Annotated in this window: 18 protein-coding genes, 1 tRNA gene and 3 pseudogenes; 12 read left to right on the forward strand and 10 right to left on the reverse strand. The window is 68.8% G+C overall.

All coding sequences use genetic code 11. From position 1 onward, the window contains the following. The first annotated feature begins 283 nt into the window (after positions 1-283). Positions 284-1,331 (forward strand): annotated as a pseudogene (locus tag C8K38_RS20250) (IS110 family transposase). Between the two features lie 23 nt (positions 1,332-1,354). On the opposite strand, the gene C8K38_RS20255 reads toward C8K38_RS20250, so the two are convergent. Beyond that, a complete protein-coding gene (locus tag C8K38_RS20255) occupies positions 1,355-1,942 on the reverse strand; it encodes an SMI1/KNR4 family protein (protein WP_179800652.1) in 588 nt (195 codons plus the stop codon). Here C8K38_RS20255 and C8K38_RS20260 point away from each other — a divergent pair. Further along, positions 1,941-3,272, forward strand: a complete 1,332-nt coding sequence (locus C8K38_RS20260; RefSeq protein ID WP_179800653.1) for a hypothetical protein — start codon at positions 1,941-1,943, stop codon at positions 3,270-3,272. The two genes, C8K38_RS20255 and C8K38_RS20260, sit on opposite strands and share 2 nt — an antisense overlap. Before the next feature lie 52 nt (positions 3,273-3,324). Beyond that, the gene (locus C8K38_RS20265; RefSeq protein WP_257017647.1) at positions 3,325-4,644 is read left to right on the forward strand and encodes an FAD-binding oxidoreductase; all 1,320 of its coding nucleotides are present in this window, start codon (positions 3,325-3,327) and stop codon (positions 4,642-4,644) included. A 63-nt stretch (positions 4,645-4,707) separates the two neighbouring features. On the opposite strand, the gene C8K38_RS20270 is transcribed toward C8K38_RS20265, so the two are convergent. The 3 genes from C8K38_RS20270 to C8K38_RS20280 all read right to left on the reverse strand — a co-directional run bounded on the left by C8K38_RS20270 (position 4,708) and on the right by C8K38_RS20280 (position 5,806). Further along, positions 4,708-4,947, reverse strand: coding sequence for a hypothetical protein (locus tag C8K38_RS20270; protein WP_097213216.1), 240 nt, complete (start codon positions 4,945-4,947; stop codon positions 4,708-4,710). A 99-nt stretch (positions 4,948-5,046) separates the two neighbouring features. After that, a complete protein-coding gene (locus C8K38_RS20275) occupies positions 5,047-5,328 on the reverse strand; it encodes a hypothetical protein (RefSeq protein WP_097213217.1) in 282 nt (93 codons plus the stop codon). 401 nt (positions 5,329-5,729) lie between these two features. After that, a tRNA-Leu gene (locus tag C8K38_RS20280) sits at positions 5,730-5,806 on the reverse strand. Between the two features lie 106 nt (positions 5,807-5,912). On the opposite strand from C8K38_RS20280, the gene C8K38_RS20285 reads away from it, so the two are divergent. From C8K38_RS20285 to C8K38_RS20320, 8 genes are all read left to right on the forward strand, one after another. Beyond that, positions 5,913-6,524: an ANTAR domain-containing response regulator gene (locus C8K38_RS20285; RefSeq protein ID WP_097213218.1), complete on the forward strand. Its 612-nt coding sequence runs from the start codon at positions 5,913-5,915 to the stop codon at positions 6,522-6,524. 319 nt (positions 6,525-6,843) lie between these two features. Beyond that, entirely contained in the window at positions 6,844-8,043 is a 1,200-nt protein-coding gene (locus C8K38_RS20290) for a branched-chain amino acid ABC transporter substrate-binding protein (protein WP_245220948.1), read from the forward strand. A 95-nt stretch (positions 8,044-8,138) separates the two neighbouring features. Further along, the gene (locus tag C8K38_RS20295; protein WP_097213220.1) at positions 8,139-9,176 is read left to right on the forward strand and encodes a branched-chain amino acid ABC transporter permease; all 1,038 of its coding nucleotides are present in this window, start codon (positions 8,139-8,141) and stop codon (positions 9,174-9,176) included. 119 nt (positions 9,177-9,295) lie between these two features. After that, positions 9,296-10,432 carry a branched-chain amino acid ABC transporter permease gene (locus C8K38_RS20300; RefSeq protein ID WP_373560279.1) on the forward strand — a complete coding sequence of 379 codons (1,137 nt, stop codon included), beginning with the start codon at positions 9,296-9,298 and terminating at the stop codon, positions 10,430-10,432. A 26-nt stretch (positions 10,433-10,458) separates the two neighbouring features. Continuing rightward, positions 10,459-11,391 (forward strand): ABC transporter ATP-binding protein, encoded by a 933-nt coding sequence (locus tag C8K38_RS20305; RefSeq protein WP_425467871.1) that lies wholly within the window; start codon positions 10,459-10,461, stop codon positions 11,389-11,391. After that, positions 11,378-12,157 (forward strand): ABC transporter ATP-binding protein, encoded by a 780-nt coding sequence (locus tag C8K38_RS20310; protein WP_097213221.1) that lies wholly within the window; start codon positions 11,378-11,380, stop codon positions 12,155-12,157. The genes C8K38_RS20305 and C8K38_RS20310 overlap by 14 nt, the downstream gene beginning before the upstream one ends. Before the next feature lie 52 nt (positions 12,158-12,209). Then, positions 12,210-14,945, forward strand: a complete 2,736-nt coding sequence (polA, locus tag C8K38_RS20315; protein ID WP_097213222.1) for a DNA polymerase I — start codon at positions 12,210-12,212, stop codon at positions 14,943-14,945. A 105-nt stretch (positions 14,946-15,050) separates the two neighbouring features. Then, the gene (locus tag C8K38_RS20320) at positions 15,051-16,244 is read left to right on the forward strand and encodes an alpha/beta hydrolase family protein (protein WP_257017650.1); all 1,194 of its coding nucleotides are present in this window, start codon (positions 15,051-15,053) and stop codon (positions 16,242-16,244) included. Between the two features lie 28 nt (positions 16,245-16,272). Here C8K38_RS20320 and C8K38_RS20325 read toward each other — a convergent pair whose 3' ends face one another. Then, on the reverse strand, positions 16,273-16,707 hold the full coding sequence (locus C8K38_RS20325) for a protein-tyrosine phosphatase family protein (RefSeq protein WP_097213223.1): 435 nt from the start codon (positions 16,705-16,707) through the stop codon (positions 16,273-16,275). Between the two features lie 60 nt (positions 16,708-16,767). Between C8K38_RS20325 and C8K38_RS20330 the strand changes: the two genes are divergently transcribed. Continuing rightward, a complete protein-coding gene (locus C8K38_RS20330; protein WP_097213224.1) occupies positions 16,768-17,541 on the forward strand; it encodes a PIG-L family deacetylase in 774 nt (257 codons plus the stop codon). An 82-nt stretch (positions 17,542-17,623) separates the two neighbouring features. On the opposite strand, the pseudogene C8K38_RS26940 reads toward C8K38_RS20330, so the two are convergent. From C8K38_RS26940 to C8K38_RS28140, 5 genes and pseudogenes are all read right to left on the reverse strand, one after another. Beyond that, a pseudogene (locus C8K38_RS26940) lies at positions 17,624-17,747 on the reverse strand (VIT1/CCC1 transporter family protein); the annotation flags it as partial. 155 nt (positions 17,748-17,902) lie between these two features. After that, a complete protein-coding gene (locus C8K38_RS20335; protein WP_097213278.1) occupies positions 17,903-18,421 on the reverse strand; it encodes a DUF2231 domain-containing protein in 519 nt (172 codons plus the stop codon). A gap of 80 nt (positions 18,422-18,501) precedes the next feature. Continuing rightward, positions 18,502-19,734, reverse strand: a complete 1,233-nt coding sequence (locus tag C8K38_RS20340) for a sensor histidine kinase (protein ID WP_097213226.1) — start codon at positions 19,732-19,734, stop codon at positions 18,502-18,504. After that, positions 19,731-20,372 (reverse strand): response regulator transcription factor, encoded by a 642-nt coding sequence (locus C8K38_RS20345; RefSeq protein WP_269590211.1) that lies wholly within the window; start codon positions 20,370-20,372, stop codon positions 19,731-19,733. Before C8K38_RS20345 ends, C8K38_RS20340 begins: the two co-directional genes overlap by 4 nt. Then, a pseudogene (locus C8K38_RS28140) lies at positions 20,258-20,634 on the reverse strand (SURF1 family protein); the annotation flags it as partial. The pseudogene C8K38_RS28140 and the gene C8K38_RS20345, both read right to left, overlap by 115 nt. Positions 20,635-20,667 lie beyond the last annotated feature (33 nt).

The raw sequence follows: 20,667 nt of genomic DNA on the forward strand, positions 1-20,667 counted from the left end.
AGATCGCCGACGGGTTGGAGGATCGCTTCACCGACTTGTATTACGGAGCGGCGTCGTGTTCGAAGCGACGGGTCGTAGCGTGCCGAAGGAGACCGTGGGGATAGCTCGATGGCTTCCTGCCACCCGTCCGGCCGGGGGGGTTGGCTCTAAGAGGGTTCTGCCTCTCCACGGTCTCCGTTCGCTGCCTGGCTCAACACAGGAACGCCACCCCACGTGGGCGGCCGGAAGTCGGAATGCCGACAGCGGATACCCCCGTCCATTCGCACGGAAGGCCCACGCCACGGTGATCGTGATCGGAATCGACCCGCACAAGTCCACCCACACCGCCACCGCGGTCGACCCGGCAACGAACTGGGACCTCGGATCCGTGCGGATCCGGTCGTCGTTTGACGACTACGCCCAGCTGATCACCTGGTCGAAGGCGTGGTCGGACCGGATCTGGGCAGTGGAGAACGCATCTGGACTCGGTCATCACCTCACTCAATGGCTGATCAGCCGCGGAGAGGCCGTTGTCGACATCCCGTCGACCGCGACCGCCCGGGTACGACAGCTCTCGCGTGGTGGCCGGAGGAAGAACGACCGCATCGACGCCGCGGCCGCTGCGTGGCGTGGCATTCAGTCAGGGCGATTTCCGGCCGGTCACCCCCGAAGGCCACACCGATGTCCTGCGCATCCTCGACGAACGCCGGGTCGACCTGGTCAAGCAGAACGGCAGGCTCGTCAACCAGCTTCATGCCCTGCTCAGGGAGCTGTTCCCGGGCGGGATGGAACGCGACTTCGATACCGAGGACGCCGCCGGCCAGCTCAAGTCGTTCCTGCCCGAGACCCAGGCGGATGCGATTCGCAAGAACGTCGCCCTCGACATCATCGGAGACTTACGTCGAGCTCGCTTCCAGATCGAGGACCTCACCACCCGAATCAAGACCGAACTCGCAGCCAGCGGCACCAAGCTCCTGAAGATCCCCGGTGTCGGGATAGTCACCGCGGCCCGAATCCTCGCCCGCACGGGTGATCCCACCCGTTTTGCGAACGAGGCCGCGTTTGCGAACTACAGCGGCACCGCGCCCGTCGAGGTCGCCAGCGCCGACAAGCAACGACACCGACTCTCCCGGTACGGGGACCGAACCCTCAACTCGGCGATCCACATCGTCGCCGTCACCCAAGCCAGAACACCGAGCAGCGACGGCTACGCCTACCACCAACGGAAGATGGCTGAGGGCAAGACCTCCCGCGAGGCCATGCGATGCCTGAAACGGCAGGTCGCGAAACGGTTATGGCGAACCATGCGCGACGACCACCGCCTTGGCCAGGGAGTTCAACTCACTGCCTAGTTGGAGACGTCATCCCCGTGCCGTCAGGGAAAGTCCCAAAGGAGCACACCGTCCTCAACAAGGGGGACCCACCCACCGCAGCCCGTTCCTTGCTCGAGCGCCGAAGCAGTGCAGTCGAGCATGGCCTCGATTGAGTCCCACCGGAAGGTTGCACCCCCTTCATTGAAGAACTCGACGACGCAACCACTGCGGTCTCCGCCGCGGGTGTCGACCGCGAGATAGTCTCCGCGACCAGTGTCGCCGATCGGGATGAAGGCAGGCAGGTAGGTCTCGGTTTCGCTTCCCGCCGGTTCTGCCATTAGAGCTTCGGTACCGCCGAGGTCATCGGTCATCTCCTGCCACTCCCGAGCCATCCGGTCATGGGTCTCGACTGCATCGGCAACAGAAAGCGGCTCGTTGCTGGGAAGGACCAGCGGGACCGGGTGATCGGTGTAGCCGCCATCGTGCAACGCGAACCACTGATGCAACTGTGCAGGCCAGGTCTGGCCCGTCGCCGCTTCGGCCGCGCGGACGGCCTCTAATTCGGCCGGTGGAAGCAACCTAGCTGGAGTCGTGGGGGCGTGCTGCTCGCACCATCTGATGATTCGGGCCCAGTTCGCTTCGACACTCATGGCCCTGAAGCTACTGGCGGACGTGCAAGAACTCGGCGAGACACTCATAGCGCCCGGCGGAACTGGTGCGGGTCGACGCTTCCCTCGTCGACCCGCGGCCGTCACCGGGGCTACGTCTGCGGTCGCCTCGGTGCAGCCGCTGACCGCCCTCGTGCGCCGATCGCTGCTCACCGTCCTGCCGGGCACCGCGCCCCGGCGCTATCGGATGCTGCGGACAATCAAGCACTTCGCGTGGCAGCAGTCCGATCCGGCGGAGCGTCGGTGGACCGAGGGGAGGCACCGGACGCACGTGCTGGCCCGGGTCGCCGCCCGCCAGTCCGCGCTCTATGGCCCGAATTCGGCGGAGGTGATGGGGGAGCTCTCCGCGGACCAGGCCGAGCACCGCGCGGCGCTGGTGTCCGCGCTCGCCGCGGGTGTGGCGCATTGCGCCCTCGGGCTGGCCGGTGGCCTGTACTGGTTCTGGTACCGGATGGGTCGCATCGGGGAGGGGCTCGGCTTCCTGCATGCGGCGCTCGACGCGGTCGTGGCGGACCACCTCGCCCCCGAACGGCGACAGTTCGCGCGCGCGACGGCAGGCGTCGCATCGTTGACCTATCTCACCGGGAACAGGCCGGCCGCGTCCGACGCCGCGCGGGAGTCCGCCGCCGCGTGGGCGGCGGCCGGTGACCGCGCGGAGGCGGCCCGATTGAGCGCATGGTGCGGCTACTTCCTGTCGATGGACGGTGACCATGACGCGGGGCTCGACCTCGTCCGCGACAGTGCCGCGACCGCACGCACTCTCGGGTCCGGCTTCGCCGAGGCGGACGCCCGGATGGTGTTGGGGATGTTGTTGCGCAACCACGGCCGCCCCCTCGAGGCGCGCGGGGAGCTGGTGACGGCGATCGCCATCGCCGAGCGCATCGGCAACAGGTGGTCGGTCGGCTCCTCGACGTGGGCCCTGATGAAGTCGGCGATGGACGCGGGTGACGTGGATGCCGCGATGTCGGCCGCTCGGGACATGCAGTCGGTCCTCGAGGTGGACGGTGACGTGACGTCCTGGCTGGTGTTGATGCACCACCGCCGCGGTCCTGGCTGGCGCCGGGCACCCCGTGGAGGCCGCCGTGCTCGCGGGGGCGGTGCAGTCACTGGGCGGCCGGATCGGGTTCCTGCCCGAGGGGATGGACCCGATCGACGGTCCCCGGGAGGCGGCTGCGGTGCGCGATGCGCTCAGCGCACAGGACTATGCACTGCACTCCGCGCGCGGAGCGGACCTCGACCGGGCCCAGATCAACGCACTGCTGTCCAGCCTGGTCGGGGAGCGTGCGCCAAGCCGGCCGTAAGAGCGCGGTAAGAGCGGTGGGCTGTCCTGAGGTGGACAGTTCCGATCGAGCGAAGGGATGCCCGTGTCCACCAGCATCGAAGAATCCTCACCCGTCCTGCCCTCACTGGCCGAGCGCCTTGGCGCCGCAACGGCCGGGCCGGTGCACGCGCCGGGCGACGGCGGCTTCGACCTGTCCGTCGCGTCGTTCAACACCGCCACCGCGCACCGTCCCGCGGCGGTGCTGGTCGCGTCCAGCGCCGCGGCCGCCGGGCCCGGGTCGATCCTGATCAACACCCGGCTCCTCGACTCGATCGTCATTGACCCGCACGCCGGGATCGCGACCGTCGGCGCGGGCGTGCGGTGGCAGCAGGTGCTCGACGCCGCGTCGCCACATGGGCTAGCAGCGCTGTGTGGGTCCGCGACGGAGGTCGGGGTCGTCGGCTACACACTCGGCGGCGGGATCGGCCCGGTGGCCCGGACCTACGGTTTCGCGGCCGACCATGTCATCGAGATCGAGGCGGTGACCGCCGACGGCCAGCTGCGCCGCGTCAGCGAGACGAGCGAACCGGACCTGTTCTGGGCACTGCGCGGCGGCGGGGCGGCGTTCGGGATCGTCACGCAGATCACGTTCCGACTCTTCCCGATTCAGACCGTGTACGCCGGCGGCATGTTCTTCGACTTCCTCGACGCGCCGCGGGTCCTGCACGGCTGGCGGGACTGGGTGCACCGGATTCCCGAGTCGGTGAGCTCCTCGGTCGCGGTGGTGAACTTCCCGCCGCTGCCCGTCCTGCCCGAGGCCCTGCGCGGCCGCACCGTGCTGCACCTGCGTTATGCGCACGTCAGCGAGACGGAGGACGGTGAGGAGCTGCTGGCACCGCTGCGCGCTCTGGCCGAGCCGATCATCGATACCGTCACCGAGATCATGTACGCGGATGTGGGGTCGATCCACGCCGATCCCACCGACCCGATGCCGGGAGCGGAGCGGTCGATGCTGTTGCGCCGGCTGCCGGCCGAGGCGATCGACGAGTTCCTCGCCACGGTCGGGCCAACTGGACGCCTGCCGTTGGTGCTGGCGGAGATCCGGGCGATGGGTGGGGCGCTGGCCCGCGGCGCCGAGGTCCCGAACGCGGTGGCGGGCCGGGACGCGGCGTTCAGCCTGTTCGCGGTCGGCGTGCTCGCGCCACCCATCGCGGGCGTCGTCCCGGGTGCGTTGGACTCGGTGCTGGCCGCGATGGAGCCGTGGGGGACCGGAGGGGCCTTGATGAACTTCGCGGGCGGAGCCGAGGGTGCCCCAGCCGACCGGGTGCTGGCGGCCTGGGGTCCGCAGGAGCGCCGACGGTTGTCCGAGATCCGCGACCGGTTCGACCCGAACCGGGTGTTCGCCGCCGCCGCGCGCTGGTGACGGCACGCCGGGACGGTTCGGCGCGCACGAGGGGTTCGCGCCGAACCGTCCCGGCGGGCGACGTCACTGCGGAAGTCGGGCCTCCAGGGTGCGGGTCAGGATCTCGAGGGCCAGGTTCCAGCCCCGTGCCATGTCCTGCGTGAGCGCGACCCCGTGCGCAGCCAGCGCGGGTCCGGCGAGGTCGTTGACCTCGTCGGGACCGACGCGGGTCTGTGCCAGCTCGACGATGTCGAGCAACAGGCGGACGCGGTCGCCGTCGCTCATCGGGAGGCAGGCGCGGTCGGCAAGGCCGGCGTTCGTCATGGTGCAACCGTATCGGTGCGGATTTCCGTCTCATCGCCGCGGAGGGCGACCGCACCCGGCGCTGATGCGGGGTGGACGCGGGGCGCGTGGCGGGTGCCGTCAGGCGAGGCAGATCGGGAAGGCGACGTTGGGCCCGATGAGCGGGATGAGTCCCCAGGGTGCGCAGGCGAGGACGGTGCCGAGGGCGCCTTGCCACGTCGTCTGCCCGGGCAGGAGTACCACAGGAGTGATCAGGTCGGGGGCCACCGGTGTCGTCTCGATGACGGCAGGGGGAGCGGTGGGAGGCTCTGACGCCGTGGCCCCGGCCGGCCCGGCCCCGAGTGCGAGTGCGGGGGCGATCAGGGCCGCAGCGGTCGCCGTACGCAGTGTGATGGTGTTCATGACGTCCTCCTAGAGCAGCAGGCTCGGCCACGCGAGGGAGCACGGTTGCGGTCGCGGTCCGCTCATCTGAGCCCGAGTCCTCCACTTATCGTGCGCTTCCTGTTGGCCTATTGCGAGGGGTCAGTTGGTGCGTGCACGGGCGTGCGCAGGGCGCCCGCGCGCAGCCATGGCCGCCCACGCGAGATCGCGCTCGGGTTGATGCGTTGTGATTCCGGTGGTTCGAGCGAAAACAACTGGCGGACAGGATATTTCGCATCGGAGTCAGGGTTGTCATGTCGTCGAACGGATGCGCGCAGGTGTCCAGTCGTGGGTATGGACATCAGTGCGTCGGGACGAGTTCCATGACGTGGGACGCGGGTCGACGTCAGGAGCTCGAAACGGGGGTTCGGCCTGAATCTTCGTGGTGCCCTCGGTGAGACTCGAACTCACACTGCACGGGTTTTGAATCCGTTTCCTCTGCCAATTGGGATACGAGGGCTGGCGGTTGTCCACTGTAGAAGATCGTGTCTACGCGTCAAGCACCGGTACCCTTCAACGGTGCGGCGCCTGACTCGGGCGAGGCTGACGACCGAGGGGGATTGGTGATGACGAACGCTCCGGCCGCGCAGGGTGACGGCGCCGTCGCCCGCCGAGTGGTGGTCGCCGAGGACGAGACCCTCATCCGGATGGACCTGGTGGAGATGCTCCGCGAGGAGGGCTACAACGTGGTCGGCGAGGCGGGCGACGGCCAGCGCGCGGTCGAGCTGGCGGAGACGCTCAAGCCGGACCTGGTGATCATGGACGTCAAGATGCCGCTGCGCGACGGGATCGATGCGGCCTCGGAGATCGCGGCCAAGCGCATTGCGCCGGTGGTGATCCTGACCGCCTTCAGTCAGCGCGAGCTCGTCGAGCGGGCCCGCGATGCAGGCGCCATGGCCTATCTGGTCAAGCCGTTCTCGAAGGCGGATCTGGTGCCTGCCGTGGAGTTGGCCGCGAGCCGGTTCGCCGAGATCTCCGCGCTCGAGCGGGAGGTCGCGACGCTGGCCGATCGGCTGGAGTCGCGCAAGCTCATCGAGCGCGCCAAGGGTGCGTTGATGAGGTCGCAGTCGCTGACCGAGCCCGAGGCGTTCAACTGGATCCAGCGGGCGGCAATGGACGGGCGGACCTCGATGAAGGCCGTCGCCAAGATCGTGATCGAGACGCTCGACTCGAAATAGTCCGCGACACGCAATGTAACCATTGCGCTAACGAAGTGTTTCGCGACGAAGATGCGGCCTTTCGGCATTGGGTGACGAAATAACCCCGGTCCCGCAAGTATCGCTGTCACCTGCGGGTTCTTCATTGTGACGCCATTCTTGGTCGCTCGTATAGTTAGCCCGTCGCAATTGAGGCGGCGCGGCGAACTACTTCAATGTGATGCACGGGCATTGCCGCACGGTTATGTTTTGTCCGGGCTGGCGGACGGCCCCTCCGGAATTGTCCGGGGCGCACAGATTTCGGAGGTGGGACGTGCACCGTCGTACAGCGAGAGGCGCGTTGATCGTTGGAGTCGCAGCAGCGCTAGCCGTCGCGGGCTGTAGTAGCAAGACGACCGACGGCGGATCGTCGGAAACCAGCGGAACGGGGGAGTCGAGCGCGCTCAGCATTCAGCCGGGGGTGCTCCTCGATTCGGCGGGCAACGAGGTCGCGAGCGCCGACGTCACCGACGCGGCCGATCCCGCAGGCAGCGGCAACGCCACCTGTTCGGGGGTCTCGCTTGCGATGGCGGGAGCGCTGACCGGCGCCAACGCCGCGCTCGGACAGAACATCCTCTACGGGGCCAAGCTCGCCCTCGACAAGCACAACCAGGCCAACCCGAACTGCCAGGTCGAGATGGAGACCTTCGACACCGAGGGTGACCCGCAGAAGGCGACCCAGGTGGCGCCGAACATCGTGAGCAACGCATCGATCGTCGGTTTGCTGGGACCGGCCTTCTCCGGCGAGACCAAGGCAACCGGCCCGATCTTCAACCAGAGCGGGCTGCCCTTCCTCACCGCGTCGGCCACCAATCCCACGCTGACCGAGAACGGCTGGACCACCTTCTTCCGGGGCCTCGGCAACGACAACAGTCAGGGTTCGGTCGTCGCCAAGTACCTCACCGGCACGCTCGACGCGAAGAAGGTGTGCGTTGTGCAGGACGATTCCGACTACGGCGTCGGCCTGGCCCGGGTGGTGACCGAGACCCTCGGCGCCGCAGCGGATCCCGCCTGTTCGGCCAGCGTCAAGACCGGTCAGAAGGACTTCTCGGCGACCGTGTCCCAAATCAAGGGCGAGTCGCCCGACGCGATCTGGTACTCGGGCTACTACGCCGAGGCGGCGCCGTTCGTGACCCAGCTCCGCGAGGGCGGGGTGACCGCGACCTTCAGCTCCGGTGACGGCACCAACGATCCCGAGTTCGTCAAGCAGGCAGGCGAATCCGCGAACGGCGCGGTCCTCACCTGCCCCTGCGTCCCGGCGCCTGCCGCGCTGGCAGATCAGTACGAGGCACTCAACGGCCAGGCGCCTGGCGTCTACTCGGTCGAGGGCTACGACCTGACCACGATCATGCTCAAGGCCATCGACTCCGGGGTGAAGGACCGCGCCGGAATGCTGGAGTACGTCAAGAACTATGACGGGCAGGGCGTCGGCAAGAAGTACCAGTGGAACGACAAGGGTGAGCTGTCCAACGCCCTGATCCAGATTTACAAGGTCAACTGACAGAACGGATCTCGCAGCCGGGTGCCTGCTCCAGTGCAGGCCCCGGCTGCGTCGTCGGGGCGCGGTAGCGCCTCCCGACCTTGAAAGTGACTTCGATGATCGCGACTTCCCTCGCCGCCTCGGCAACCCTCTACGCGGGCAATATCGACTTCAACATCGAGGGGCTCACGACGAGCTTCTGGCAACTGACCATCGACGGACTGAGCTACGGCGCCATCTACGCACTGGTGGCGATCGGTTACACGCTGGTCTACGGCGTGCTGCGGCTGATCAACTTCGCGCACTCCGAGGTCTTCATGCTCGGCATGTTCGGTCAGTACGTGGCGCTGGAGCTGCTCGGCTTCACGCCGAGCGGTAACGCGTACAACGAGGGCGTCGTCATGACGGTCGTGTTCCTCGGTCTGGCCATGCTGTTCGGAATGGCCGTCTCGGGTGGCGCCGCGGTGGGGCTCGAACGCGTCGCCTATCGGCCGCTGCGCAAGCGCGGGGCGAAACCACTGACCTTCCTCATCACCGCGATCGGAATGTCGTTCGTGCTGCAGGAATTCGTGCACTACGTGCTCCCCGAGATCTGGCCGGGGCTCGGCGGCACCAATGCGCAGCAGCCCATCAAACTGGTCCAGCCGGTCGAGGTGTTCAGCATCTTCGGTGCCTCGGTGAGCAACGTGACCATCGTGATCATCGTGGCCGCGTTGCTGCTCACCCTGGTCACCGACATGATCATCAACCGGACCAAGTTCGGCCGGGGGATCCGGGCGGTGGCCCAGGACCCCGACACCGCGACGCTGATGGGCATCTCACGCGAGCGCGTGATCATGCTGACCTTCCTGCTCGGCGGCATCCTGGCGGGCGCCGCGGCGCTGCTGTACACCCTGAAGATCCCGTCCGGGATCATCTTCAACGGCGGCTTCATCCTCGGGATCAAGGCGTTCTCCGCGGCGGTGCTCGGCGGAATCGGCAACCTCCGCGGGGCCCTGCTCGGCGGCCTGCTGCTCGGTGTCATGGAGAACTACGGCCAGGTGCTGTTCGGCACCGAGTGGCGCGACGTGGTCGCGTTCGTGCTGCTGGTCGTCGTGCTGATGTTCAGGCCCACCGGGATCCTCGGTGAGAGCCTGGGAAGGGCGCGGGTATGAGTACCGAGAATCCGGCTGCGGCGCAGCCAGACCCGACCGAGCTGCTCCGGGGTCCCCAGCCCGACAAACACGGTGTCGGCGACGCAATCCGGAGCTGGTGGAACGGCCTGGCCCGGCCGATGCAGTGGCTCTTCGGGGTCCCGGTGATCGCCCTGATCGCGATCCTGCCGGTCTGGCGGCCGCCGATCCTGGATACGCCGGGCACCGACTTCGGCGGGGTGATGGCCCAGTTCGCGATGTACGCGCTCATCGCCATCGGCCTCAACGTGGTCGTCGGCCAGGCCGGCCTCCTCGACCTCGGCTACGTCGGCTTCTACGCCGTCGGCGCGTACACCGTCGCGCTGCTCACCAGCCCGAACAGCCCGTGGAACAAGATGACCGAGAGCGGATTCTTCTCGGAGGACTGGGCGTGGCTGTCCTGTCTGCCGATCGCGGTGGCCATCACCGCGTTCACCGGGCTGATACTCGGCACCCCGACGCTGCGGCTTCGGGGCGACTACCTGGCCATCGTGACCCTCGGCTTCGGCGAGATCGTCCGGCTGCTGGCCGACAACCTCACCGACGTCACCAACGGCGGTCAGGGGCTCTCCCAGATCGCGTACCCGCACCTCGGCGAGACCGAGGACAAGCCGTACGGGGTGTTCTCGGCGGGCAACACCGGCGGCAACCTGAACTCCGGTGTGTGGTGGTTCTGGGTCGGGATGGTGATGGTGATCATCGCGCTGCTGCTGGTCGGCAACCTCGAGCGCAGCCGGGTCGGCCGTGCCTGGGTCGCGATCCGGGAGGACGAGGACGCCGCCGAGATCATGGGCGTGCCGACCTTCAAGTTCAAGCTATGGGCGTTCACGATCGGCGCCTCGATCGGCGGCCTGTCCGGCGCGCTCTACGCCGGGCAGGTGCAGTTCATCAACCCGACAGGGTTCAACGTCATCAACTCGATGCTCTTCCTGTGTGCGGTGGTCATCGGCGGTCAGGGCAACAAGCTCGGCGTCATCGTCGGCGCGTTCATCATCGTGTACCTGCCCAACCGGGCGATGTCGATCGAGATCGGCGGGCAGTCGCTCGGCGACTACAAGTACCTGTTCTTCGGCCTGGCGCTGGTGGTGCTGATGATCTTCCGCCCGCAGGGACTCTTCCCGGCGCGGCAGAAACTGCTGGCCTACGGCAGGCAGATCTACCAGGCTGTACGTAGACCCAGCGACGCGCCGGGCACTGGTCCGGCGCCGAGCGGAGCAACGACGGAGGTCGGCGGATGACGGCGGGACCTGGAGCGGGCGACGCGATGTTCGACAACGAGGACATGGCTGCGAACCTCGCGCCCGAGGTGGATGTGCCGACCGCGGGTGTGGTGGACGTCGCGGCCATCGACCCGGCGCTCGTCGACCCCGAGGCGGTCGCCGAGGCGGTGGCCCCGCAGCGGGAGATCGAGACCGCCGAGGGTCAGGCGCTGCTGAAGACCGAGGGCCTGACCGTGCGTTTCGGCGGGCTCGTCGCGCTCGACGACGTGTCCTTCGAGATCCGGCGCGGCGAGATCCTCGGCCTGATCGGGCCCAACGGCGCGGGCAAGACCACCTGTTTCAACGCCATCACCGGGGTATACAAGCCGTCGGCCGGGCGGGTGATGTTCGACGGTGAGCCGCTGGCCAAGACGAAGCGCAACGAGATCACGCGGCTCGGCATCGCCCGAACCTTCCAGAACATCCGGCTCTTCGGCGAGATGACCGCGCTGGAGAACGTGGTGGTCGGCACCGATGCCCGGCACCGGACCTCGGTCCCAGGCGCGATCTTCCGGACCCGCCGTCATCGCCGCGAGGAACGCGACGCCGTTGCCCGCGGGATGGCGCTGCTGGAGTTCGTCGGCATCGCGCCCCGCGCGGTCGAAAAGGCGAAGAACCTCTCGTACGGCGACCAGCGGCGACTGGAGATCGCCAGGGCGCTTGCCACCGAGCCCAAGCTGTTGTGCCTCGACGAGCCCGCCGCCGGTTTCAACCCGAGCGAGAAGTCCGCCCTGATGGACCTGATCCGCAAGATCAGGGACGACGGCTTCACGGTGCTGCTGATCGAGCACGACATGCGCCTGGTGATGGGTGTGACCGATCGCATCGTGGTCCTCGAGTTCGGCAAGAAGATCGCCGACGACCTGCCCGCCGCGATCCGCGAGAACCCGGCCGTGATCGCTGCCTACCTGGGGGTGCCCGACGATGCCATCGCATAGGAAGACCGACGAGGCCGGCCAGGCCGGTTCGGTCGCGACCGCCGAGGGGCCGCTGCTGGAGGTGACCGACGTCGCGGTGAGCTACGGGCGCATCCAGGCGCTGCACGGGGTCTCGCTGCATGTCGACCGCGGCGAGTTGGTGACCCTGCTCGGCGCGAACGGGGCTGGTAAGTCCACCACCATGCGGGCATTGTCCGGGCTGCTGCCGCTCACCCACGGCCGCATCGTGTTCGACGGCCGGGACATCACCCATGTGAAGGCGCACGAGCGGGTGAAGATGGGGATGGTGCAGGCGCCAGAGGGGCGCGGCGTGTTTCCCGGGATGACCGTGCAGGAGAACCTCGACATGGGTTGTTATGCACGCAAATTCGAGACGAAGGCCGCGTATACCGAGCGCCTGGAGTGGGTGTTCGAGCTGTTTCCCCGGCTGCAGGAGCGCCGCACCCAGGTCGGCGGGACCATGTCCGGCGGCGAGCAGCAGATGCTGGCCATCGGCCGCTCGCTCATGTCGCGGCCGCGCCTGCTGATGCTGGACGAGCCGTCGATGGGATTGGCGCCCATGGTGATCCAGCAGATCTTCCGGATCATCGCGGAGATCAACGCGCAGGGCACCACCATCCTGCTGGTCGAGCAGAACGCGCAGCAGGCGCTCACCCGGACCGATCGGGCCTACATCCTGGAGACCGGCGCGGTGACCAAGACCGGGACCGGCAAGGAGCTGCTCGCCGATCCGGCGATCAAGCGCGCCTACCTCGGGGTGGGGTAGCGGTGGTCGGGGTGGTTCTCGGGTGTCGGTCCACGTCCCTAGACTCAGTGCGGTGAGCCCAGCAACCGATCAACGGTCCTCCGCCCGTCCCGACGGCGCCGCAACCGCCGACAAGCCGACGTTGTTGCTGCTCGACGGCCATTCCCTGGCCTATCGGGCGTTCTTCGCGCTGCCCGCCGAGAACTTCAAGACGCACAGCGGACAGACCACCAACGCGGTGTACGGGTTCACCTCGATGCTGATCAACCTGCTGCGCGACGAGCAGCCGACGCACGTGGCTGCCGCGTTCGACGTCTCCCGGCAGACCTTCCGCGCGGAGGCCTTCCCGGAATACAAGGCGAACCGCAGCAAGACCCCGGACGAGTTCAAGGGACAGGTGGAGATCACCAAGGACGTGCTCGGCGCGCTGGGCATCCCGGTGATGGCCGAGGCCGGTTTCGAGGCCGACGACATCATCGCCACCCTCACCACCCAGGCCACCGAGCTGGGTTACCGGGTGCTGGTGTGCACCGGCGACCGGGACGCCCTGCAGCTGGTCACGCCGGACGTCACCGTTCTCTACCCGAAGAAGGGCGTCTCCGAGCTCACCCGGTTCACGCCCGAGGAGGTCGAGGCCAAGTACGGCCTGACCCCGAGCCAGTACCCGGACTACGCCGCCCTGCGCGGCGATCCGAGCGACAACCTGCCCGGCATCCCCGGCGTCGGCGAGAAGACCGCGGCGAAGTGGATCCGCGAGTACGGCTCGTTCGACGAGCTGGTGCTGCACGTGGACAAGGTCAAGGGCAAGGTCGGCGACTCGCTGCGCGAGAACCTGAACAGCGTGATCCTCAACCGCCGCCTCACCGAGATGGTCCGCGACGTGCCGCTGCCCTACACCCCGGACCAGCTGGTGCTGGCGCCGTGGGATCGGGATCGGATCCACATGCTGTTCGACGATCTCGAGTTCCGGGTGCTGCGGGACCGGTTGTTCGACACCCTCTCCTCCGCCGAACCCGAGGCAGAGGAGGGCTTCGAGGTGCGCGGCGGCGCGCTGGCGCCGGGCGAGGTGGCGGACTGGCTGGCCGAGCACGCCCGCACCGGGCAGCGGCACGGGCTGTCGGTGGTCGGCTCGAAGCAGCCGTACGGTGGCGACGCCAGCGCGATCGCGATCGCGGCCTCGGACGGCGAGGGCGCGTACATCGTCACCGCCACCGCGAGCCCCGAGGACGAGAAGGCTCTCGGCGCTTGGCTTTCCGACGCGAGCGAGCCGAAGGCGCTGCACGAGGCCAAGGTGGCGATGCACGCCCTCCGTGGTCGCGGCTGGGTGCTGGGCGGGCTGACCAGCGACACCGCGCTCGCGGCGTACCTGGTCCGGCCGGGGCAGCGCAGCTTCAACCTCGACGATCTGTCGCTGCGGTACCTCAAGCGCGAGCTGCGGGTCGAGGAGTCGGGCGAGGCACAGCTCTCGCTGCTCGACGAGGAAGACCAGGCCGACGCGGCCGTCGCCGAGAGCGAGATCCTGCGGGCGAGGGCGGTGGTGGATCTGGCCGCCGCGCTGGACACCGAGCTCGCAGACATCGAGTCGGCCGGGCTGCTCACGGAGATGGAACTGCCGCTGCTCGGCGTGCTCGCAGACATCGAGTACACCGGCATCGCCGTCGACACCGCGCACCTGCACGACCTGCAGAGTCGCTTCGCCGACGCCATCAACGTGGCCGCCAACGCGGCATACGAGGTGATCGGCAAGCAGATCAACCTGGGCTCACCGAAGCAGCTGCAGGTGGTGTTGTTCGAGGACCTCGACATGCCGAAGACGAAGAAGACCAAGACCGGGTACACCACCGACGCGGCCGCGCTCGAGGCGCTGTTCGAGAAGACCGAGCACCCCTTCCTCGAGCACCTGCTCGCGCACCGCGACGCCACCCGGCTCAAGGTGACCGTCGACGGGCTGCTCAAGTCCGTCGCGGAGGACGCCCGGATCCACACCACCTTCAACCAGACGGTGGCCGCCACCGGCCGGCTCTCGTCCACCGAGCCCAACCTGCAGAACATCCCCGTGCGCACCGACGCCGGCCGCGAGATCCGGGACGGCTTCGTCGTCGGGGAGGGCTACGACTACCTGCTGACCGCCGACTACAGCCAGATCGAGATGCGGATCATGGCGCATCTGTCCGGGGACGAGGGCCTGATCGAGGCGTTCAACACCGGCGAGGACCTGCACAGCTTCGTGGGTTCGCGGGCGTTCGGGGTCCCGATCGAGGAGGTCACGCCCGAGCTGCGTCGCCGGGTGAAGGCGATGTCCTACGGGCTGGCGTACGGCCTGAGCGCGTTCGGCCTCGCATCGCAGCTGAAGATCTCCACGGAGGAGGCGAAGGGGCAGATGGACGCCTACTTCGCCCGGTTCGGCGGGGTCCGCGACTACCTGCGCGAGGTCGTCGAGCAGGCCCGCAAGGACGGCTACACCTCCACCCTGTTCGGGAGGCGCCGCTACCTGCCGGACCTGAACAGCGACAACCGTCAGCGTCGCGAGGTGGCGGAGCGGGCCGCGCTCAACGCTCCGATCCAGGGCACCGCCGCCGACATCATCAAGGTCGCGATGATCGACGTGCAGAAGGCTCTCGCCGAGTCGGGGCTGCGCTCACGGATGCTGCTGCAGGTCCACGACGAACTGGTGCTCGAGGTGGTCGAGTCCGAGCGCGAGCAGGTCGAGGCGCTGGTCCGGGAGAAGATGGCGGGCGCCATCGAACTCTCTGTCCCACTGGAGGTCTCGGTGGGCACCGGTCGCAGCTGGGACGCGGCAGCGCACTAGTCGGGCGACGGCGGGGGCGCATCAGCCCGTGGTTGGATTCGGCCGTCGGGAATGGGCGACCGTGGGGCGATGCCTCACGGTCGCCCCGTCCCTAGCGTGGGGCGGGTGATCAAAATCTCCTCCCGAATCGTTCCCGCCGTGGTCCTCGCGCTCGCGCTTCCGCTCACCACGGCCGCCGTCGGCGCTGCGTCCCCGGTCGCGGCGGCCGACGCGGGTTCGTCGGCCATCGGCACGGTCTTCCAACTGCCCTCTCCCACAGGTGCGTTCGCGGTCGGGCGCAACACCCTGCACCTGGTCGACGAGTCCCGCCCCGACCCCTGGGTCACATCGGACCGGCGCGAGCTGATGGTCAGCATGTACTACCCGGCCCACCCCGGGGCAGGCGCGCGGGCTCGGTACGCCACGACCGAGGAGATCAGGCTGCTGCTCGAGGGGCAGGAGTTGGCGGGCCTGGTGCCCGCCGAGGTACTCAGCGCCACCGGCACCCACAGCGTCGTCGACGCTGTGCCGGTGGAGGGCTCGTACCCGATGGTGGTGTTGTCGCCGGGCTTCACCGCCTCCCGCTACACGCTCACCGCCCTGGCCGAGGAGCTGGCCGCCCGTGGCTACGTCGTGGCCGCCGTCGACCATGCGAACGAGTCGTTCGGGACCGAGTTCCCAGGCGGGCGGATGTCCACCTGCCTCGCCTGCGGACGGACCGAGGATGAGGGGACCCTCGGCGTCGTCACCGCGACAAGGGCCGCGGACGTGTCGTTTCTCCTGGACCGGCTCACCGCACCCGATTCGGCCTGGCCGCATTCGCGCCTGATCGACAGGGAGCGCATCGGCATGGCAGGCCACTCGATCGGCGGCGCCAGCACAGCGGAGACGATGGCGTCGGACGATCGCGTTCGCGCTGGCGTCAACATGGACGGCTCCTTCCATATCTCGATGCAGCCGGACGGGGTGAAGGACCGGCCGTTCCTGATGATGGGCACCGACGACGAGGTCCACCGCCCCGGCGGCCGGGACGTGTCGTGGGACGCGGCGTGGAGCCGCCTCGTTGGGTGGAAGCGATGGTTGACCGTGGCCGGCGCGGGCCACGCCTCGTTCACCGACATCCCCGCCCTCGCCGAGCGGTTGGGGATGCCGGTCGGGGCCGCCTCGCCGATCGGGGCCGCACTGCCGGGGGGTCGATCGGTCGACCTCACCCGTGTGTATGTCGGCGCCTTCTTTGACCAGCACCTGCGGGGCGTCCCGCAGCCGATCCTCGACGGACCGAGCCCGGCCTACCCGGAGGTCAGGTTCAACAACCCGTGACCGGGTCGCCACCCTGTTGGTCGACCGGTCACGCGGCGGCGAAGCGGGAGACGTAGCGCCGCTGCCAGGGCGTCTCCACCGCATGGGAATCGAAATGTTCACGCACGAAGGCGACCGCGTCATCGGCGGGGACCCCGTCGAGCACGGCGATGCAGGCCAGCGCGGTGCCGGTGCGGCCCCTGCCGCCGCCGCACGCGACCTCCACCCGCTGCGTGCGGGCGCGCTCCCACGCTTCGCGCAGGGCGTCTCGGGCGTCTGTCCGATCGCTCGGAAGCCGGAAATCCGGCCACCGGACCCAGCGCGATTCCCATTCGTGGGCGGGCGGGGGACTGCCGAGCAGGTAGAGGCCGAACTCGGGACGAGCGCCGTCCGGCAGTGGCTTTCTCAGCGCGCGTCCCCGCACGAGCCGTGTCGACGGAAGCCGCAGCACTCCCGATTCCGCTGTGTCCCATGGCCGGTCCATGGTCGGCAAGTTACTCGGGTCACTCGGGGTCGTGGGGTGATGCTGTGGAAGCATTGCGGCATGAGCGTTCTGGTCTGCTTCCACGCCCACCCCGACGACGAGGTGTTCATCACCGGCGGTGTCATGCGTCAGGCCGCCGACGCCGGCCATCGCGTCGTCGTCGTCACCGCGACCGACGGCGCCCTCGGCGAGGTCCCGGAGGGTCTGCTCGCGGAGGGGGAGTCGCTCGCCGATCGCAGGCGCCGGGAGCTGGAGGAGTCCACCAGCGTGCTCGGAGCGCATCGAGTGGAGCTGCTGCACTACGCGGACTCGGGGATGGCGGGCACACCAGAGAACGCGAACCCGGCGGCGTTCTGCAACGCCGATGTCGAGGAGGCCGCGGCGCGCCTGGCCGCGATCCTCGTCGAGGAGTCCGCGGACGTGGTCACCGTGTACGACCCCAACGGCGGCTACGGGCACCCGGACCATGTGCAGGTGCACCATGTGGGCGTGCGCGCGGCGGAGATCGCGGGCGTGCCGCACGTCTACGAGGCGGCGGTCAGCCGTGATCACATCCGCAGGCTGATGGCGGCCAATCCGGAGTGGTCGGAGGACGCCCAGCCCCCTAACCTCGACACCTTCGGTCTGTCGGAGGAGGACATCACCACCGTGGTCGACGTGACCGCGGCGATGGGTGCCAAGCGGGCCGCGATGCACGCGCACGCCACGCAGGTCGGCGACTTCGGGCCGTTCCTGCAGATGCCGGAGGAGCAGCTGCGGGCCGCGTTCGGTCAGGAGTGGTTCCGGCGCCGGGGTGCCCCCGCCGGTCTGGCGGAGACGGCGCTACCGCTCTGACGCGGCCCGCGGGCGCTCACTCCTGAGCGGCCGCGACCTGCTCGCGGACCTTGTCCATGTCCAGCGCCTGGACCTGGGTCACGAGGTCCGCGTGCGCCGCGAACGACTCGTGCGCGGTCAACTCTTCGGCGACGGTGCGCGCGGTGGCGGGGGACAGACCATTCGCCTTCGCACAGGGACGCCAGTTCGTCGAGTTCGGCGTCAGGAATGGTGACGACAACCCAGCGGTGTGCGGCTTTACGGCATGGGTTCCGGCCTGCTCGACAGCATTCGAGGACTCCTGTTCGAGTTCACGGCGCGAATCGTGTTGCCGACGGCACCGCGTCACCATCTGTGCACGGCTGCCCGAAGTGGTCCGGCGTCACTGCGCGACCGGGGAATCGGCGGCGGTCGAGTCGCCCCAGACTGCTGCCGCACCGCTCTCTCCGATCCGGTAGACCTGCACCATCGATCCGACCGCCAGCGCCACCGCGACGACGGCAAGTCCGGTGGCGACGATGCGTGTCGCATTGCCGCCCGTCGGCCCGCCGCGTCCGGCCCGCCACGCCTGGAATCGCGGGTGGTGGATCGCCCACCATCCGAGTGCGACGAGGAAAACGCCGGCCGACCAGTAGATCAACTGGTCCCCCAACTCGGCGTGGATCTGCACGAGGGGATCGCGCGGGGTGCGATGCTCGAGCCATTCACCGGCGTGCGTCGTGAGGGGTACGAGAATGAGCGTGACCAGGGCGACCAGCGGGGAGACGATGCCGATCCGCCGTCGCGCCGCGGGCCAGCAGACGGCCAGCAACAGGAGTAGTGCCGAGATCGGCACCAGGACCGCCACGAAGTGCACGAGCAATGGGTGGATGGGTAGACCGTTGAACGTTGTGGGCCCCATGATCACTCGCCTCCGCCGGGTGTGTCCGATGTACCGGCTGCCACGGTAGGCGCGAATTCTTGGAGCCTTCTGGGAGTGTCCTAGGGGTGCCTCGGCAGGACGAGCGTGAAGGTGGCCCCGCGACCGTTCCGTGGATCGACGAGTATCTCGCCGTCGTGGGCAGTCGCGATCTCACGGACGAGCGCGAGCCCGATACCGTACCGCCGGCCGCCGGCAGGCTGCTCGGGGCCGTGTGCGAAGCGGGTGAACAGCCGGTCCAGCTGCCGCGGTTCGATGCCGGTACCCGTGTCGGTCACCGCAATTCGCACCAGGTCGGTGTCGCCGTCGACATGGAGCGTGACCCGTCCGCCGGGGCGCACGTGGGTGACGGCGTTGTCGACAAGTCCGTGCACCGCGCGCCGCAGGGCCGGACGAGACCCGCTCACGATGCAGGGCGCGTCGCCGTGCTCGACGTCGACGTCGACGTCGACTCCCAGCGACCGCGCGTGCGCCTCGACGCTGTCGCGGACCTGCTCGCACAGCGCGGCGACGTCGACAGGCTCCCGGGTGTCGGGTCCGGTCTCGAGGGCCGCCGAGAGCAGCAGGTCCTCCACCAGCTCACCGAGCGCGCGGGTGTCGGCGACGATTCCGTCGAGCTGGCGGGATACCTCCTCGGGCTCGAGCTGTCCGACGCGGCGGGCGAGCAGCTGCGCGCGGGTGTGCAGCACCGTGAGCGGGGCACGCAGCTCATGCGACGCATCGGCGACGAAGCGTCGCTGCAGCGACAGCGCCAGGGTCAATGGCCGAATCGATCTGCGGGACAGGAGGACCACCACGACCGAGGAAGCGGCAATACCTGTGATCTCGGCGAGGACAAGGGCCGCGAGCAACCGATGCCGCCCCGCTTCGAACGGCTCGAGGTCGAGGGCGGCGGCGACCCGGCCGTGGGTGTTGTCGCCGACCAGTGCGCGGTAATGCCGCTCACCCGCACGCAGGTCGGAGAAGCCGGCGGGTCCGTCGAGTAGACCCGCGATCTGGGGTGGTGCGTCGGCGCTCACCTGTGTCATACCGTCGGGTCCACGCAATGCGAGTGCAGTGCCGGGTGGGGGATCGTCGACGTCCTCGGTGGCCTCGACCACGGACCGCAGCTGCGTGTCGATCTGCCGCGACTGGAAGCGGGCGTCGACGAGATACATTGCGAGGCCCACCACCAGCAGCACCAGTGCGAGAGCCGCCGCGGCCTGCAGTGCCACGAGACGTCCGGCGCGGCGCAGCAACTGCTCGTCGCCGATGACGGCGGCCGGACGGGTCGCGACGGTCGGCCGCCGCCTCATCGGGCACCGAGCCGGTATCCGACACCGCGAACGGTCTGCACGACGTCGCGCCCGAGTTTGCGTCGCAAGTAGTGCACGTACGTGTCGACGGTGCCCGGCTCGTCGGCGCCGTCGAACGCCGCGTCGAGAAGTTGCGCCCGGGTGAAGACCTGGCTCGGTGCCGCAGCGAGGACGGTGAGCAGCGCACACTCGCTGACGGACAGTTCGACTGCGGTGTCGCCACCGATCACCATCCGACTCGCCAGGTCGAGTCGGCGCTCGCCCACCGGGAGCAGTTCCGCGCGGTCTCGGGGGCGCCTGCGAAGCGCCCGCAGACGGGCCAGCAGTTCGGGCACCTCGAAGGGTTTGATCAGATAGTCCTCCGCGCCGGCATCGAGGCCTTCTACCCGGTCCTCGAGGGTGCCGCGCGCGGTCAGCACAAGGGTGGGCGTGGCGACGGCGTGTCGGCGCAGCCCGCGCAGCACCTCCACGCCGTCGAGTACGGGCAGTCCGCGGTCGAGAACGATCAGGTCGTACCGCCGCGTCAGCCCCAGGTGCAGGCCGCGCTGCCCGTCGGTCGCGACCTCGACGACGTAACCCTCCTCGGCGAGCAGGTCGCAGAGGAGGTCGGCGAGGCGGACGTCGTCCTCGACGAGCAAGACCGTCGGCGGGTTGGGTTCGGGCATGGTTCGAGGGTGCCACCAACTTGCGAGGTTCGTCGCACGGTGGGTGGGACGACGGCGCCCGGTTCCGATGCCGCCGGCGCGTCCGCGGTCGCCTTGGCCTTGCGGCGCTCGCGGAGTTCAGCGCGGACGAAGTACGCCAGACCCAGCGGGGACATGATGCCGAACGCCAGCACTGTAACCCGTACGACAGATACGGCCCTGCGTCGAGCTGCGGCAGTGGAGTGGTGCCGAGACCGACTCGGGGATGGCGGGCCCCCGAGAATGCGAA

The organism is Rhodococcus sp. OK611, from assembly GCF_003050885.1.
In the GTDB taxonomy this organism is placed as follows: Bacteria; Actinomycetota; Actinomycetes; order Mycobacteriales; family Mycobacteriaceae; genus Rhodococcus_G; species Rhodococcus_G oryzae.